Source organism: Helicobacter pylori oki112, assembly GCF_000600085.1.
GTDB classification, from domain to species: domain Bacteria; phylum Campylobacterota; class Campylobacteria; order Campylobacterales; family Helicobacteraceae; genus Helicobacter; species Helicobacter pylori_CY.
In genome coordinates, this window is sequence record NZ_CP006821.1 from 1,303,860 (window position 1) to 1,320,855 (window position 16,996).

At 38.1% G+C, this 16,996-nt stretch carries 13 protein-coding genes, 2 tRNA genes and 2 pseudogenes; all 17 read right to left on the bottom strand.

The window, feature by feature from the left end; translation table 11 throughout:
* Positions 1-2: 2 nt before the first annotated feature.
* The 17 genes and pseudogenes from HPOKI112_RS06160 to HPOKI112_RS06250 all read right to left on the bottom strand — a co-directional run bounded on the left by HPOKI112_RS06160 (position 3) and on the right by HPOKI112_RS06250 (position 16,925).
* Positions 3-671: an HAD family hydrolase gene (locus HPOKI112_RS06160; RefSeq protein WP_025276294.1), complete on the bottom strand. Its 669-nt coding sequence runs from the start codon at positions 669-671 to the stop codon at positions 3-5.
* A gap of 201 nt (positions 672-872) precedes the next feature.
* Positions 873-1,862 carry a DNA adenine methylase gene (locus HPOKI112_RS06165; RefSeq protein ID WP_025277100.1) on the bottom strand — a complete coding sequence of 330 codons (990 nt, stop codon included), beginning with the start codon at positions 1,860-1,862 and terminating at the stop codon, positions 873-875.
* Positions 1,863-1,870: 8 nt separating this feature from the next.
* Positions 1,871-2,527 (bottom strand): annotated as a pseudogene (locus tag HPOKI112_RS06170) (HNH endonuclease).
* Positions 2,528-2,620: 93 nt separating this feature from the next.
* Positions 2,621-3,138: pseudogene (gene cysE / locus HPOKI112_RS06175) on the bottom strand (serine O-acetyltransferase).
* A gap of 298 nt (positions 3,139-3,436) precedes the next feature.
* Positions 3,437-3,523: transfer RNA gene (locus HPOKI112_RS06180), tRNA-Leu, on the bottom strand.
* Positions 3,524-3,576: 53 nt separating this feature from the next.
* A tRNA-Leu gene (locus tag HPOKI112_RS06185) sits at positions 3,577-3,663 on the bottom strand.
* A 72-nt stretch (positions 3,664-3,735) separates the two neighbouring features.
* A complete protein-coding gene (locus HPOKI112_RS06190) occupies positions 3,736-4,053 on the bottom strand; it encodes a F0F1 ATP synthase subunit C (RefSeq protein ID WP_000669961.1) in 318 nt (105 codons plus the stop codon).
* Positions 4,054-4,185: 132 nt separating this feature from the next.
* Positions 4,186-6,252: a polyribonucleotide nucleotidyltransferase gene (locus tag HPOKI112_RS06195; protein ID WP_025309965.1), complete on the bottom strand. Its 2,067-nt coding sequence runs from the start codon at positions 6,250-6,252 to the stop codon at positions 4,186-4,188.
* A gap of 2 nt (positions 6,253-6,254) precedes the next feature.
* Positions 6,255-6,959 carry a phosphoribosyltransferase gene (locus HPOKI112_RS06200; protein WP_001869148.1) on the bottom strand — a complete coding sequence of 235 codons (705 nt, stop codon included), beginning with the start codon at positions 6,957-6,959 and terminating at the stop codon, positions 6,255-6,257.
* Between the two features lie 13 nt (positions 6,960-6,972).
* On the bottom strand, positions 6,973-9,234 hold the full coding sequence (locus HPOKI112_RS06205; RefSeq protein WP_025276297.1) for an LPS-assembly protein LptD: 2,262 nt from the start codon (positions 9,232-9,234) through the stop codon (positions 6,973-6,975).
* Positions 9,235-9,236: 2 nt separating this feature from the next.
* The gene (locus HPOKI112_RS06210) at positions 9,237-9,716 is read right to left on the bottom strand and encodes an RDD family protein (RefSeq protein ID WP_025276298.1); all 480 of its coding nucleotides are present in this window, start codon (positions 9,714-9,716) and stop codon (positions 9,237-9,239) included.
* A 48-nt stretch (positions 9,717-9,764) separates the two neighbouring features.
* Entirely contained in the window at positions 9,765-11,039 is a 1,275-nt protein-coding gene (gene purD, locus HPOKI112_RS06215; RefSeq protein ID WP_025309966.1) for a phosphoribosylamine--glycine ligase, read from the bottom strand.
* A 381-nt stretch (positions 11,040-11,420) separates the two neighbouring features.
* Positions 11,421-11,765 carry a hypothetical protein gene (locus HPOKI112_RS06225; RefSeq protein WP_025276300.1) on the bottom strand — a complete coding sequence of 115 codons (345 nt, stop codon included), beginning with the start codon at positions 11,763-11,765 and terminating at the stop codon, positions 11,421-11,423.
* 1 nt (position 11,766) lies between these two features.
* Positions 11,767-12,216, bottom strand: coding sequence for a hypothetical protein (locus HPOKI112_RS06230; RefSeq protein ID WP_025276301.1), 450 nt, complete (start codon positions 12,214-12,216; stop codon positions 11,767-11,769).
* A gap of 444 nt (positions 12,217-12,660) precedes the next feature.
* A complete protein-coding gene (locus HPOKI112_RS06240) occupies positions 12,661-13,347 on the bottom strand; it encodes an ABC transporter ATP-binding protein (protein WP_000959606.1) in 687 nt (228 codons plus the stop codon).
* Positions 13,341-14,045, bottom strand: a complete 705-nt coding sequence (locus HPOKI112_RS06245) for a di-trans,poly-cis-decaprenylcistransferase (protein WP_025276303.1) — start codon at positions 14,043-14,045, stop codon at positions 13,341-13,343. Before HPOKI112_RS06245 ends, HPOKI112_RS06240 begins: the two co-directional genes overlap by 7 nt.
* A gap of 39 nt (positions 14,046-14,084) precedes the next feature.
* Positions 14,085-16,925, bottom strand: a complete 2,841-nt coding sequence (locus HPOKI112_RS06250) for an FAD-binding and (Fe-S)-binding domain-containing protein (RefSeq protein ID WP_025277103.1) — start codon at positions 16,923-16,925, stop codon at positions 14,085-14,087.
* Between the last annotated feature and the right edge of the window lie 71 nt (positions 16,926-16,996).

Genomic DNA, 16,996 nt, shown 5'->3' on the forward strand with positions numbered 1-16,996 from the left:
CTTCACTCTTTCATGAAATTTTGCAAATCAAACCCCTTAAAGCTCTCCAAATACTTCCCTTGATAGCCATTTTGACCCACTAAATTTTTCAAAACCTTGCTGTTGTAACCCAAAAACGCCACTTCATTAGCCTTAGCGCTTTCATAGTCATTGACGCTATCGCCTATCATTAGCATGTGGCTTGGGTTATAGGCGTATTTTTGAATGATATTGGCGATGATCTTGGGTTTATTGGGCGGACTCCCTTCAACGCTCTTAAAATACTTAATGATCCCTAAAAACTCGCACAACACTTGCAATTCGCTATGCAAGGCCGCTGAAGCGATATGGAAAATGTAATTTTGATAATGCTCATCAATAAACGCCATCACTTCACTATTCAAATGCCCCCTATCAAAAAGCTTTTGCTCTATGATAGCGCCAAATTCTAGGGCTAATGCATCCACTTCTTCTTGAGCGATAGGGGTTTTTAAGATCTCGTTATAAAAATATTGGATTTTTTCATTTCTTGAAATCCCCCCACTTTGATAGTGATAAACTTCAAATTGTTTCAAATCCTCTTGATTCTTGTTACCATGCTTTTGAAACAACGCCTTAAACCCTTCATTTTTTAAATGCATGCTGTCAAAAATCACGCCATCAAAATCCCATAAAACCACTTCAAGCGCCATGATTTCCCCTTTTTTATAGGCTTATTTTGGTTTCATTTTACCTTATTCAAGCGGTATTTAAGCGATTATTTTTATCATTATTGGAATATCTTGGATTGGTTTTAATCAAATACTGCCCGCTAAAGCCTTATTTAAAAACTCTAACGCTCTTTAGATTTTTTAACTTAAAGCTCGTTTTTAAAGGTTGGGTTGTTTTGACTCTTATTTGATAAGAATATGCAAACACTCTTTGGTGTGCGCGGCTTTATGGGTGCGTTTGTTATCCGCTTTAAAACGCATGTAAGTTTTGGTAGTTAAGGAGTAAGCACCGTATTTTTTTAAGATATTTCCAATCTCTGTTTCACTCATAAGCCCTTCATTGTTATAGCTTAAAAAGATGTATTTGAATCGCGCTTTTTTGATCAAGTTTTCAAAAGCGTTTAAGATTTTAGCACGAGAGCAAAAAGAGGATTTCTGGTAACTGGGCAAGCCGGTTTTACCTTTTGGAGTAAAGGGCGTATAAGCAGCAATCGTGTTCAATAAATGGTAATTCGCCCCGTATTGCCTCGCATTGTAAGGGGGATCTAAATACAAAATATCCCCTGAAATCTTTCCAATCAAATCATTAGAATCCTGCTGGTACACTTCATTAGCGTTTAAACTCAAATCAAAATGAGCGCCTTTTAAGATGAGTTCTTTTTGAGCGCTTTTTTTAAGGCGTTTTAAAAAAGCCCCATAAACTGAAGCGGTGTTAGCCACCTTGTCCGCGCTCTCTAATAGTGATGCGAGCAAAAAATAATACGCGCAATTATCAATGTTTTGAGAAAGTTTAAGCTCTTCAATTTTTAGACGCATCGCATCAATTTTTTGAGCGTTTGTTTCGCTAAAATACTGCCTTGAACTCCCCCCCAAAGAATAATGCGAATAGATAAAGCACTTTTTTAAAGTAACGCTATTAATCTCATTAATAAGCTCTTCTTGATTAGGGATTTCTTGAATGTTGCCGATATAATTTTGATTCAAAACAAAGCTATAATATTCCAAATCATTAGAGATGATCTTATTAACAGCTTTTTTAAACGCACGCCCCACAATGCCCGTCCCAGCGAACAGATCACAAAAAATCGCGCCAGAGAGATCATTGCCCGCAACCGCATGGATATTTTCCTTAATAAAGGGAATGAGCTTGTATTTAGAGCCGATGTAGTTCATTGCAACCGCTATAAAGTAGTCTTTTGATGGTATCCAATTTGATACCCATTACCATAACCTTTTTGATACCCTTCATTAAATATCCTATTATTGCAAGTTTTCCTGTATTGTATGGGGTCATATTGATAACAAGCAACCGTCATATTCAGTCTCCCCTTCGTAGAAAGGATAATGATTGCCAAGAATTTTTGTTGCATCAAATCTATAGCCAGTCTCTTTTGCATTCTTTACAAATCTGGCGTTTCTTAATCATTACAAGCTTTGCATAAAGCCTGAAAATCATCAAAAGTCTGTGTGTTTAAATCAGAAACTCTTGAATCATCCTTGCGGTCGTCTTTATGATCCACTTCTATTTGAGTGTTTTCAGAATTGCCGCACGCACCGCACATCGCGCAACATTGTTGCTTATAGTGATTTTTAATGTCTTGACGGATACTTTGGTTAAAAACGCATTCGGTATTATAGCCATTCAAGCGTATTCTATCAATAGAATTTCCTGGAGTTTGCCCTTTATCAAATTCTAATATAAATTCTTTAGCCAAAGATGAGTTATTCCTACACCAACTCCCCCCATTACCTAGCTGCAATCCTTGATATTTCCCTACAAATTCTCTAACGCCTACCCAACGAATCACCCCATTTTTATCAGGTTGTGCGAGTTCCAAAAATAATTCTTTTTTACTTTAAAATTTCATAAAAATAAATCAATTTACCTCAAAATGACCCGCATGGCGCAAACTCCAACCGCTTGTCTAGAATTAACGATCCTTTGTGATGGTTTTAGCTTTAGCGCCTACAGCCGTAGAACCCGTAGGTAAATCTGAAAGCACCACCGCATTAGCCCCAATCCTCACATCATCGCCCACATAAATCGCGCCCAAGACCTTAGCCCCAGCCCCCACTACCACTCGGTTGCCTAAAGTAGGGTGGCGCTTGCCCTTAAACTTGCCCGTGCCCCCTAGAGTTACGCCATGATAAATGGTAACATCATCCCCAATCTCTGTGGTCTCGCCAATCACCACACCCATGCCATGATCAATAAAAAGCCCTCTCCCAATCTTAGCGCCCGGGTGGATTTCTATCCCAGTGATAAAGCGTGCCAACTGAGAAAGCGCGCGCGCGCAATGAAGTAAAACCTCCGCTTGTGCAACGCATGCGCTAGGCGGTAACAAAGCAGTGCATGAATGCCCGGATAAAGCAAGAGCACCTCCCACTTATTCCTAGCTGCCGGGTCTTCTTGCAAGACACGCTCCAGGCTATAAGACAGATCTAGCATGACAGAGTCTCCGGTTAAAATATATTTGGATCAACATGACTTAAGCAGATTTTTCTCATCCATTCTAATAAAATTTGATGCAAATTTTTCTTACCATTATACCCAAACTCACACTCCTTTTAATGGAGTAAAATTAATAGAGTAAAACGCTCTCTTTTTTAATTTTTTTAAATTCTCTTAACAATCCTTTAAAAAAGGTTTAAAGAACCCACTAATCCACATTGATTTGGCATTTATTTGGGATAAAACTATTTTAAACGAAAAAGATAAAAAGCAGATTGAAAAAAATTACTAGTAGTGGTGCCGAAGGTCGGACTCGAACCGACACGGGATTGCTCCCACCAGATTTTGAGTCTAGCGTGTCTACCAATTCCACCACTTCGGCGTGTATAAAGCAAAGAGTGAGATTATACCCACTTATTCCTTAAAGAAACTTAATGGTGCACTGGGCGAGACTCGAACTCGCACGAGATTGCTCCCACCACCCCCTCAAGATGGCGTGTCTACCAATTCCACCACCAGTGCTAAAAATTTAAAATAAACAAATATTATAGCTAAATCATGCTTTTTAAGCAATAATTTAGCCCATCAAAACCCTTAACTTAAGAATGGGTTACTATAAATAGCGATAATAGCAAACACTAGAGTATAAATCACTTGCGCTTCAATCATCGCCATGGCCACGAACATGGTTGTGAGCAATTTACCGCCCACTCCTGGGTTTCTCGCTGTGCCTGTAATGGTCGCTGCGGCCGCATTCCCCATGCCGATCGCCCCACCAAAAGCGGCAATCCCTAAACCGATCATCGCTCCTAAGATAGAATAAGATTTAATCATATCCATCCCACCCATTCCACCATCATGAGCGAAAGCAACGCCCGCTAAAGCCAGAAAAAATAACGCTAAAAATTTCATTTTCGCACTCCGTTTCAAAAATTGGGCTTGATTTTCATTTCGAATCGTTCCTCTACTTTCAAAAATACAAGCAAGAATTTATTTTAATACAAACTAGCTTAAAAACGCTTTTAAAAAACGCTTTTTAAAATTTTAAGCCAAATCCAAAGCGATTTTACCCTTATTGAAACTAATCACCCTACATTTGATGCTATCGCCTTCTTTTAAAACCACTTGACACCTGTCCATGTGTTGTTTTCTCAACAAGCCTTCGCCCCCCTTAGGCAAGCTTAAAAACGCCCCAAAATCTACGATTCGTTTCACTTGAGCTTCTAGCACCTCATCAATAGCGTATTGCTCCAATTCTTGATCTAAAGAATGCAAATAGTTTAAAATAAATTCCTTAGTCTTTAAAACCCGTTCTTTATTCCCCATGATTTTCACTTCACCGCTCGGTTTATTCAAATCAATTTTAGCTTCAAACTTTTCCACTATCTCTTTAATCACACGCCCCCCTTGACCGATAATTTCTACAATTTTATCGGGCGCGACATTAAAAATTTCAGTCGTGGGCAAATGGGAAAAATTGATCACAATCTTTTCTTTCGCTTCATGCATGATTTTTAAAATATGTTTCCGCGCTTCTTTAGCTTGGAGTAAGGCTTGGTATAAAATTTCTAGCTTGATACCGCTCATTTTGGTATCCATTTGCATAGCCGTAATGCCTTCTAAATTCCCAGCAATCTTAAAATCCATATCGCCTTCTGCGTCTTCTAAGCCGCTAATATCGCTTAAAATAGCGTGATCTTGCCCTTCGCTCACCATGCCCATAGCCACCCCAGCGACTAGATCATAAATTTCCACACCGCTTGCATAAAGGGCTAAAGAGCCTGCGCACACGCTCGCCATTGAGCTTGAACCATTGCTTTCTAAAATCTCAGAAACCAATCGTATCACCTGCTCTTTATTTTTAATGCTCGTTTCTAAGGCTCTTTTAGCCAAATTCCCATGCCCTAATTCGCGCCTTGAAGTCGCGCCAATAGAACTCGCTTCGCCCACGCAAAAAGGAGGGAAATTGTAATGAAACATGAAGCGCTCTTTAATAGGGGCTTTATGCTCCAAACTCTCATGGGTTTGAGCGTCATTATCCGTGCCTAAAACCCCTACCACTAAGCTTTGCGTTTGCCCCCTAGTGAATAAAATGGAGCTATGCGCCATAGGGAGCAAATCGCTCTCTATCAAAATGGGTCGCACTTCTTCTAACGCGCGCTTATCCGGGCGGATTTTATTCTTAATGATCATGCGTCTTATCTCAGTTTTTTTCACTTTTTCTAAAGATAATTCAATTTCTTCTAAACTGAATTCTGAGTGGGCTTCACTGATTTTTCTGGCAATTTCATTGAAAACATTTTCTCGCTCGCTCAAAGCAGAACTTTCAATGCCTTTGATGATTTCATCAAAATACTGATTTTTCAATAAATCTAACAGCCTTTCATTAAAGACTATTGCTTGGCTCTCTTTAAAAAGCAGCTCGTTTTGGTGGGGCGTGAAAATCTCTTCATAAAGCGTGCAAGTTTCTTTCAAACTTTTTTGAGCCAATTCTAAAGCTTTTAGCATTAAAGGCTCTTCTAAAGCGTTTAATTGTTGCCCCAAAGAACGCATTTCTATCATGTTCAAACTCTCTTTCGTTCCTGACACGAACAAATCCAAACTGGATTGATTCAAAAGGCTTGTGTTAGGGTTAATGATAAATTCGTTATCCACCCTAGCGATCCTGCAAGCGCTCACGCTTTTAATGGGAGCGATATGGGATAAAAAAAGAGCGGCTGAAGCGGCGTTTAAAGCAGAAACCTGCAAGTCATTTTCAATATCATGGCTTAAAACCATTAAAGTGATCTGCGTAGGGTAGCGGTAGTCTTTAGGGAATAAAGGGCGTAAAGTCCTGTCTATAAGCCTAGAGGTTAAGATTTCAAAATCTTGCGCCCTGCCTTCTCTTTTAACAAAACCGCCCGGGATCTTTCCGGCTGCATAAGATTTTTCTAAAAACTGCACCACTAAAGGCAGAAAATCTTCACTCACAGGCTCTCTTTCTGTGCACACGCTCGCTAAAATGATGGTTTTTCCTAAGCGATATAAAAGAGAGCTGGTGGCTTGTTTGGCCACTTGTTTGAGAGCGAACTCTTCGGTTTTGTTACTAGAATTGATGGTGATAAAATCCATATTTAATGTTCCTTTTTTAAATTGGGCGCGTTGTTAGCGCCCAAGTATTTTTCAATTTCTTCATTGCTTAATCGCTTGAGTTCTTTATAATGATGCTCCACAGAGACAAAACATTCAGGGCGATACACGCTAATCACCCCATCGCACAAACTTTCTAAGCCTTGAGCGACATTTTGCGCAAGAATGGGGGTTAAAATATAAATGTCTTGGCATTCTTTTTTCAAGCAAGTTTGCACGCCTAACCCTGCTCTAAACCCGGTTTCAATCCCCCTATCTACGATAAAAATATTTTTATCTTTTAAGCTTTTGATCGCATTGCCTTTGCGATACTGATAGATGTGAGACAAAATGTCTTCTTCATAAGCTCGCTTGGCTTCCCCATAAACATAGTCTAAAGTGATGTCAAAGGAATTGATCAAACTTTCATTCATCACTATATCCATGCTCTCACTCACCAAAGCGATCTCGCATTTTGAGTTTAAAGGGGCTAGGATAGGTTCTAAAAAAAGTATATCATAAGTCGCTCCAAATTTTTGCGCTAAAGCGTTAGCCAAATACAAAGCGTTAAAACTCAAAGCGAGCATGATGGAATCTTTTAAATCAATGTGGCGCGTGTGGATTTCATTAATCAATTTGTTCAAAGCGTCTTCTTCATTGATAAAACGCATGCCCTCTATATCGGTGATATGGCTAAAGTCCGTATTCAAATCTATTCCTTTTTTACTTACGCTGTAAGGAGCGGTAAGTTACATTGGTTTTAGTGATCGGTGAAAAGTCTAATTCTAGCTTAACATAGTTATTTTCAAACACTCTTATAGGTTGGTTGGGATCGCCGGTGAGGATAGGGCGTCGTTGGTTGACGAATTGAAAGCCAATCCCAAAACAACGGATTTTTTTATAAATCCCCACATTCCAGTTTAAGATCACATTATTTCTAATATCATAACCCACATCCGCGCTCATGGAAAAATAACCAAAGTCGTTGCTAAAACCCGCCTTTAAATAATCCGCAGGATTTTCTACAATGCTATTAATCCCACTGCTAAAATTGTTTTTTAAAAAATAGGAGAGGTTAAAGCTTAAAAACTTGCGTTGGTAATTGGCGTTCACGGAGATTTCTTCTAAGCGGTTTTGATAAAACGAATAAAAGACATTCCCAAAGATATTCAATCCTGTTAAGGGCGAAAACCCGATCTTGCTCTCTAATGGCATTCTAAAGGGCGAAACTTTATCATCAAGATTGATGAGTTGCGATATTTTAAAATACAATAACTCTTGCCCCCCTAAGCCATAAAGGTATTGCGTTAGGGTTAAATCCACCGTCTTATTGCTCGCATTGCTAGGTAAAATGCTGCTAGGATTCCACACGGAGTCATACAAACGCCCTTGATAATCATAATCTCTCAATAAAGGCGAAGTGTAGCTGTTTAAGGCTTGCGTGCTTAAAGCATACATGTTTTGAGAAAATAAGCCGTTTTTAAAGGTGTAATAAGGGATGTTGAAAATCGCTTCTAGTTGGATCGTGTGGAAAAGCTTGTTGTATTCTCTGGCTAAATCCGTATTGACATACATGGAAAAATTTGAAGACACAAAGTTCCCAAATTCCCTTGATTCATTAGGGATCGTAGGCACGAAGGAATTTTTAGATTGCATTAAAGCCACATTAGACAGTTGGAGATCGTTCCAAAGCCCTATAGACAAATACTTTTTAAACAAAGAAAATTGCAAGCCCACCGGCACGTTCAAAGCGTTTTGCACATAGCCATAACCAATCTCTCTTGCGGTGTTTCTAAACTGATAATCCACCGAATACAACAAATTTCTAAAATACAAAGAATTTAAATATTTATGGTATTGCAAATTAGGGACAGATTGGAAAGTGCGGTTATTGTTGATTTTATTCAGGTTTAAAAAATACTTGATATTCAAGCCGTAATAATGATTTTCTGTTTGCAAATAGTAATTCGCCCTAGACATGTGCGTGGCGTCTGTGATACGCTTATTAACCTTTTCAAAACGCACATAGTCCAAATCGTTCATGTATAAAAAGTCAATGTAATGCCCGTTGTCAATATTAGACTTAAGATGAAAGTATTTTTGTAGAGTGTCCCTGCTAGAGCTTAAAAATTCAAACCCATAGATATTTTGATTCCTCAAATCATAGCGTTTGACGTATTGAGTGTAATTCCTAAAATAGCGCGCGTTGAATAAAAACCTGTCGTTTTTAGAGTTGATGTAGCGCGCTTCAAAATTCAAGCCAAAACCCCTTTTATAGCGGATTTGTGGGGTAAAGGTCATATCCCATGAGTTTTTGGGGGCTAAATAAAAGGGTTGCAAATAAATAAAGCCGTCTAAGTTGGAAGTACCAAACTCAGGGTATAAAAACCCGGTCGTTCTTTTATTGCTAGTGGACATGAAAATATAGGGCAAATACAATACAGGAATATCACCGACATAGATCTTAGGATTCCACATAGACAAATGCGATTTTTGCATGTTGAATGAGCCTGAAGTCGCATTGACATGCCAAATGGGGTTATCAATGCTACACCCTGAAGCGCTCATGTTTTTCACCTTATATTTTTGATCCTTCCCGCTAGCAATATCCGCGCTCACCCAAATCCCGCTCACGCTGTCTTGGACATAAAAGGGGAAAATGATTTCATATTTTTCATTCAAGCTCAATTTCACATAATCGGTTTTAACGAGTAAGCCCTCGCCCCTATAAACCTTGATATTCCCCTCTAATAACGCTTCTTTAGTCTTGGTATCATAACGCACCTTGTCCGCTAAAATATACACATCATAATTCAATAAGATCGCATTCCCTGATGCGGTTATCACATTGTCTTTAGCGCTCACTTTATCCGCAAGGATTTCAAAAATCTTATGGTTTTGTTTGTCAAATCGTTGCATAGCGATTTCTTTAGCCTCTAATGCACCCAACAAAAAAAAGACCGCCAAATACAACCAATAAATCATGATTAAAACAACACCAAAAGACTTTTGCTTTTTTCTTCATGCCACGCCCTATGATAGGGATTTTTAAACACCCCAAACCATAAAAAGGGGCATAGAAAAACCACGATCTTTAACCCTAAACGCTTCAATAAAATAGCCCTACTGGGGCAATCTGCTAAATAAATATCAATGATCTTAATCCTAAAAACCAGTTTAGCCAAACTCATCTTGCACAAACACACAAAAAAGATTTCATAAACGCCATACAAGATGATAAAACTCACTATGACAAACACGCTGTAATAAATGGGGTTAGCTAGCCAATATAAAGAATGCAAAAAATCGCATGCGTCTAAAAGATCGCTCAATAAAAACGCCACTAACAAACCATCGGTTAAAAACGCTAAGATGCGCCAATACAAGGGGCATAAACGCATTTTTTCACGCATAAGGAGTGTTTCTATGATTTCGGTTTCTTCTTTTTCTAAATTTGGAGAGTGCATTCAAAAACAAACAAGACAAACTCTTTGGTTTGTCTTAAACTTTAACCTTTAAGAATATTCTTTCAAATCTAACACCTTAAAACCAATATCCTTGCGATAAAACATGCCTTCAAAATGCACCTTTTGAGCGATTTCATAAGCATGATTTCTGGCTTCTAATAAGGATTTTCCTCTGCCAATGGCAAAGATCACCCTCCCCCCACTGCTTTCAAACACGCCATTATCCTGCTCCACCTCCCCTAAAATCAAATGACCCTTTTTTTCATCAACCGGATCAATATAAAGGGTTTGCTTGGGCGAAGAGCTAGTGGGGTAATTCCTAGAAACAAGCGCCACACTCATCACAAATTCTTTAGAAAACACCAATTCAAGAGAATGTAATTCCCCTTTGGCTGTGGCCAAACACAAATCTAAAAGCGAGCTTTCTAAAAGGGGTAAAATCGTCTGGCATTCAATATCTTTAAAACGCACGCTAAAATCCAATAAATACGGCTCTAAAACGCCCTTTTCTTCTATGATTACAATTTCAGCGAGTAAAACCCCTTTAAAAGGCGTGTTGTCAGCCTGAAGTTTCTCTAAAGTGGGTTTAAAGATATGATTTTTTATTTTCTCTTCTAATTCATTAGAGAAAAAGTTTGCAGGAGCGATGGCCCCCATACCTCCTGTATTGACCCCGTTATCCCCCTCTAATAAGCGTTTGTAGTTTTGGCAAAAGGGCAACAAGATAAAATCATCATTGGCTATGAGCGCTGTAACTGAAAGCTCAAACCCCTCTAAAAAAGGCTCTATGATCACAGGCTCATTGCTCTGTTTGAAAGCGTCTTCAAGGATTTTTATCGCTTCTTCTTGTTGATGGACAATGCTTGTGTTTTTATTCAACGCTTTAATCACTAAAGGGAAGGAAGCGTTTTGAATGTAATTGAGAGCTTCTTTTAAATCGTTTGTTTCAAAGTAAGACGCGCTTTTGATACCGCACTCTTTAACAAAAGCCTTCATATAGCTTTTAGAAACCTCTAACTTAGCCGCTTCTTTAGAAGCCCCAAACACTAAAATCCCCGCTTTTTCTAGCATCTCTGTAAGCCCTAAAATCAAAAGCTCTTCTTCTGAAATGATGGCTAAATGGATCTGCTTTTTCAGGGCTAATTCCACGATATGCTCGTAATGTTCGCATTCCAGATTCTCGCCTAAATCTTGAGTGCCACCATTACCCAAACAAAAATACAAAGCATTCACTCGCTCATCTTGCTGAAGCCTTTGAGCCAAAGCATACTCTCGCCCCTTATTCCCCACAATTAAAACATTATAGCTGTTGTTATCTTTCATGTCTTCCCTAAAATGCGGTCGTTTAAAACCCAGATGACCGCTACTTTTACATGCGCATAAGTTCAACAAACCTACACTAATAAGGCTAGGAGGATTTTCTTAGGGGCAGATTTAAAAAATGCCATCACACAAAAACCACTACCTTAGCCTAACTTATTTTTTCAACGAACTTGCCATCAATAAGAAACACGAATCATCTAGGCGATGCTTACAATTATACTTAAATTTTAAAGAAATTCCATGCAAAACTATACAGCATAAAAAACACAATCAAAAAATAGAAAACGAGAGAAGTTATAGTCGTGGGTATGGGCGTTAAGGTTTCAATTGCGTTCAAATTTCTAATTTTTTGCTCTTAATCTTTTAGAAAAAATTCAAATTCTAAGGATCTATCTTTTCGTTAGGATTATTGGAGCGATTGGTTTTATCGCATTTAAATGAAAAATTTTTGCCGTCAAACTTTCTGAGAACAAGACCTGATTGTTTGCACAATTCCAATGCTTTATTAAGCTTTTGATTTCTTATCTCTTCCAATTGTTTAATATTCGTATCAAGATAGGCTTCATAGGTTTCTTCTGTCATTATAATTACTCCAAATGTTAAAATACTATAGCCTTTATTTTGATAATAGGTTTTAAGTGCAACAAAGATCACTAAAGCATAAACACCTAAAAGCGCCAATAACCAAAGAGTTATTTTACTTGTTATGGATAATGCTTTTTTCACTTCAATACCTAAACATAGGATTATCAAAATAATCAAACATTTTAGTATTGTTTTGTGGCTGTGTATTTTGATGATTGGAGTTAAGAATGTTGTTTGTAGGGTTTTCTAAGGGCTTTTTTGTAGCCGGCTCATCGCATTCAAACGAAAAATTGGTGTTATCAAATTTTTTAAGAACACGATTTTGTTGTTTGCAAAATTCTAAAAACTTTTGAAAATTCTCTTGAGATTTTTTTTCTTGCTCTTCTTTTTGCCTACGCTGTTCTTTAAGATTTTTTTCTCTTAAAATTTCAGTATCTCTTTTAACTTCTGCTTCTTTTAATCCAATATTGCTAAGTTTTTTAAACTTAATACAATTTTCAAGAGATTTAAATAAAGAAAGACATAAAGAATCTTCAATTTCTAATCCATCTAGTTGCTTGCCAATTTTATACTGAAACCAAATATTATCCATGTGTAATTCCTTGTGAGAAATTATTATTCTACCAAAAACAATAAGACAAAAATTCTAGCCATCTCTAATTTTAATACCCCATTAAACTTAATGAAACCTAAACTCAACGAAACCAAAACCCAACATAAATATTACTAAAAAGATTTTTTCTAAAGATCTCACCACCAACAAAGCGATAACTCGCAATTCAATCTTAAGCTTCATCTGCAACCATACAATCTTTAGCAATCAAGCCATCTGTTATGATTAGACATGAATTTAGATTTTATTTTTAATAGTAAAACTCATTCCCCCTACAACCCCAAACTAAACCCCCTAACCCTAAAGAGCGCTTTTTTAAGAAGTTATCATTTAACTAGCGTCAAAATCTTTTATATTTTATTATAAAAAACGCTTTTAGTATTTCTTAAAATATTATCACTCAATAGGAAATCCTTTACTGATTTATTTCAACCTTTCTTTATACGCCGCTTCCAAACTGCTATACCCTTTTTTCAATTCTCCCACACCCCCAAAAGCCACCACTTTAGCTTCTTTTAAAAAAATCGCGCTGTCTAAATACTTTTCCACATCCACCACCAAATGCGTAGAGACTAGCAAACTTGCGTTTTGGCTAAACTCCTTAGCGATTAACTCAAAAATCTCTTCTCTTGCAATAGGGTCAATCCCAGCCACCGGCTCATCAAAAAGATATAAAGAAGCGTTTCGTGATAGGGTTAAAATCAGCTGTAATTTTTCCCTCATGCCTTTTGAAAGGGCTTTAAACTCTCTTTTTAAAGGCACGCTGAAGCGTTTGAGTAAATCTAGGGCTTTTGATGAATCAAAATCGCTGAAAAAATCCTTGTAAAAAGCGATCGCTTTTAAAGGCGTTAATTTAGGATCTAAAAAATCGCCATCGCTTAAAAACGCCACGCTTTTTTTAGTCTCTATGCCGATCTTTTGATTTAAAATTTTTACTTCCCCTTGATAGTTCAAATTCAATCCGGCTAAAATCTTTAACAGAGTGGTTTTACCCGCCCCATTAGGGCCTAAAAGCCCTATAAATTGCTGTTTGGGCAGTTTCAAATTGATATTGTCTAACGCTTTTAAACTCCCATAGGTTTTAGTCAAATTCTCTATTTCTACTAGCATTTTAATTCCCCGAATTTGCGCACTCTTTTGTAAAAATCGCTAATGATATTTTCTAAATCTTTAGGGGTGAAATCAGGCCATAAAATCGGCGTGAAAAACAATTCCGCATAGCTGGACTGCCACAATAAAAAATTAGACAAGCGCATTTCCCCCCCTGTTCGTAACAACAAATCCACTTCCGGCAAATCGCGCGTGTCTAAACGATTAGAAATTTCATTTTCTAAGCTTTCTAAAGGGTTTATATGGCTAGGCGGGCTTTCTAGCAAGCTTTTAAACGCCCTTGAAAGTTCGTTTTTAGATCCGTAATTGAGAGCTAAAACTTGCGTAAAATCCTTAAAATGCCTGGTATCGTTTTCAAGCTGCAAGATCGTGTCTCTCAATTCTTGAGAAAAGCCCTCTAAATCCCCTATCGCCCTGAAGCGTATGTTATTATCCAAATAAGTGGATCGCTCATCTTTAAGGTATTTTTTAAGCATTTTCATCAAAAAATCCACTTCACTTTTAGGGCGTTTCCAATTTTCCGTAGAAAAAGCGTATAAAGTCAAGCATTCTAGCTTATGGTTAGCGCACCAGATCGTGATGTCTTTAAGGGTTTTTACGCCCTTTTTATGCCCATAAGCCCTAGCTTTATTCTTTAATTTAGCCCACCTGCCATTACCATCCATAATAATGGCAAGGTGTTTGAGAGTGTTATCCAATGCCTTTACCCTTTAAAGAAAGTCTTTAATTATACACCATTAAAGCGTGCAAGCATCCACTAAATAAGCGATATGCTGCCAAGCAAATCGGGTTTTTTCACTCAAACCGATCTCGCAAGTGCTAGAAGTGGAAAAGCCCCTTTTAAGATCATAGGATTGGTAAAACGCTTGAAAGCCGTTTAAAGCGCTCTCGTTCAATTCAGGGGTAAAAAAGCCCTTATTCCCCGCAAAGCCGCAACAACCCGTCTCTTTGTGGATAACAATCTCGCCTAAAGTGCATTTTTTAGCCAAATTGAATAACAACTCTTCTTTATTTTCTAACTTTAAAGCGCACATCGTGTATAGCCCTATGTCTTCGTTAATGGGGTTGAATTTTAATTTAGGGCTTAGAACTTCTTCAATATAGACGCTCAAATCATAGACTTTCAAATCCTTATAAGCTTTCATTTGCTTGAAAAAATGCGTCGAACATGCGCTATGGTCTAAAACGATCGGTATCTTGCCGTTATCGCTTAATTGTAAAAAAATCGCATGGTTTTTTTCGTTGTTCTGCTTGGTTAAGTCGGTGTAATTGATAAAGGCTTTCCCGCAACAAAGCGCATCCAATCCATTAGGATACACCACAGAAACCTTGGCTTTTTGGCATAAGGATTCAAACACTTCTTGAATGCATCTTTTATCCGCCATTTTGGTTGATGGAGCAAACGAGCGGTTGATGCAGGTGCTGAAATAAATGACTTTTTCTTCGCTCTTAAGCGTTTTATTTTCTAAAGGATAGGCGTTGTTTTTGGGCATGTAATGAAAGGCTTTAGGGAAGGGTTTGATGAACTTTTTAATCCCTTTGGTTAGGCTCACTAAGTTGTGAGAGCCTATGAGGTTTTGAACTAAGCGAGCGCTTTTTAAAGAAAAACGAGCCATGCTTGTGGTTGTTTGCATGTGATTAAGGATCTTTGAAGCAATCTTTTCGCCTTTAGGGTTTTTTTGATAATGATTTAGGGCGATGCTCCCGGTATCAATTTTTAAAGGGCATAGGGTAGAACACATATGGCACACCGCACAAGTGGCGTGCGCTAAATATTCAGACTCTTTTAAAAGCTCATCTAATAAAACTTGATCTTCATTATGACCATGACTGACCCTTTCTTTTAAGCGCTCTACCTCTCTGTGGATAACGATTCGTTGTCGTGGCGTTAAAGATAAATCTTTACTGGGGCAAATCCTTTCACAAAACCCGCATTCCATGCACATGTCCAAATGCTCTTCAATAGGGTAAATGCTCTTTAAATTTTTAGTGTGGATTTCTTTATCGTTTGTGATGATCACATCAGGGTTTAAAAGGCCATTAGGATCAAACAATTCTTTGATTTGTTTATGGATTTTATAGGCTTTTTCTCCCCACTCCATTTCCACAAAAGGGGCTACCATCCTGCCTGTGCCATGCTCGGCTTTAATAGAGCCAGAGCTTTTGCTCACCATTAAAAACATGTCAGAAACTAAATTTTCAAACGCCTTCCCTTCAGCTTCATTTTCTAAAATCGGCGTAACGACAAAGTGCAAATTCCCGCTTAACGCATGCCCAAAAATAATGCCATTATCCTTAAAGCCATGTTTTTTTAAAAGCCCCTCAATCGCTTTTGCCCCCTCTACAAAATTTTCTTGACTGAAGCAGATGTCTTCAATGATCACAGAGCTTTGGCTTTTCCTTTTTGACGCTGCGATAGGGAAAATGCCTTTTCTGATCTTCCACCATGATTGATAAACATTAGGATCACTGCTGATTTGAGAATCTAAAACGACCGGTATCGCATTCAAGGCGTTTAAAATCGTTTGCATGTTGTTTTCTAAAATTAAAGGATCATCGCTTTCGCTTTGAATGAGTAAGCATGCGTTAGGCTCTTTGATTTCTAAAATCACTCTAGGCATGCCCTCCAAACCTTTCACGCTTTTTAAGCACGCATAATCCATAAGCTCTGCTGAAGAAATCATTTCAGGTTGTTTGGCTTTTAAAACGGCTAGAATTTGAGCGGCTTTGGCGCATGACTCTAAATTTTCATAAAACAATAACGCGCAAGTTTTGTAAGCGTAGTCTTTCACGCATTCTAATTCCACGCTTGAAATAAAGCCTAAAGTCCCCTCAGAGCCTATGAACAAATGGCTAATGATTTCAATCGGATCTTCAAAATCAATGAGAGCGTTTAAGCTATAGCCGGTGGTGTTTTTGATCTCGTATTTTTTCTTAATTAGAGCATGCAATTCTTTGTCTTCTAAAATCTCTTTTCTTAAATTCAAAACCCCTTCAATCAAATCTTTACGCGCGTTTTTGAAATTCTCAACGCTCTTATGATTGGCCGTGTCTAAAAGCGTGCCATCAGCTAAAATCACTCTTAAGGATTTTAGGGTTTTGTAGCTGTTTTGCTCCACCCCACAACACATCCCGCTAGCGTTATTAGCGACAATCCCCCCTATCATAGCGGTGTTTATCGTAGAGGGATCCGGGCCTATTTTTTTATGATAAGGTTTCAATAAAGCGTTCGCGTTGCTTCCTATGACTCCGCATGAGAGCTGAATGCTTGTAGCGTTGTCTAAAATTTTAGCGTCTTTGAAAAAATGCGCAACCACCACCAGCACCCCATCACAGACCGCTTGCCCTGATAAGGAACTCCCAGCCGCTCTAAAAGTCAGAGTTACGCTGTGTTTTTGTGCTAAAACACAAAGCTTTTGGACTTCTTCTTCATCTTTCACCCAAGCGACTATTTTAGGGATATAACGATAACATGACGCATCAATGCCATAAGCCAAACGGCGTAAATAATCCTTAAAAATCCGCTCGTTTAAAAACCCACTCGCTTCGGTAAAAAAAGCATCATAATTTTCTTCCACACACGCTCCTTAAACATTCCTATTTATCAAATCATTGTAACATAACCTAACTTTAAAAATTAAGGATAAAC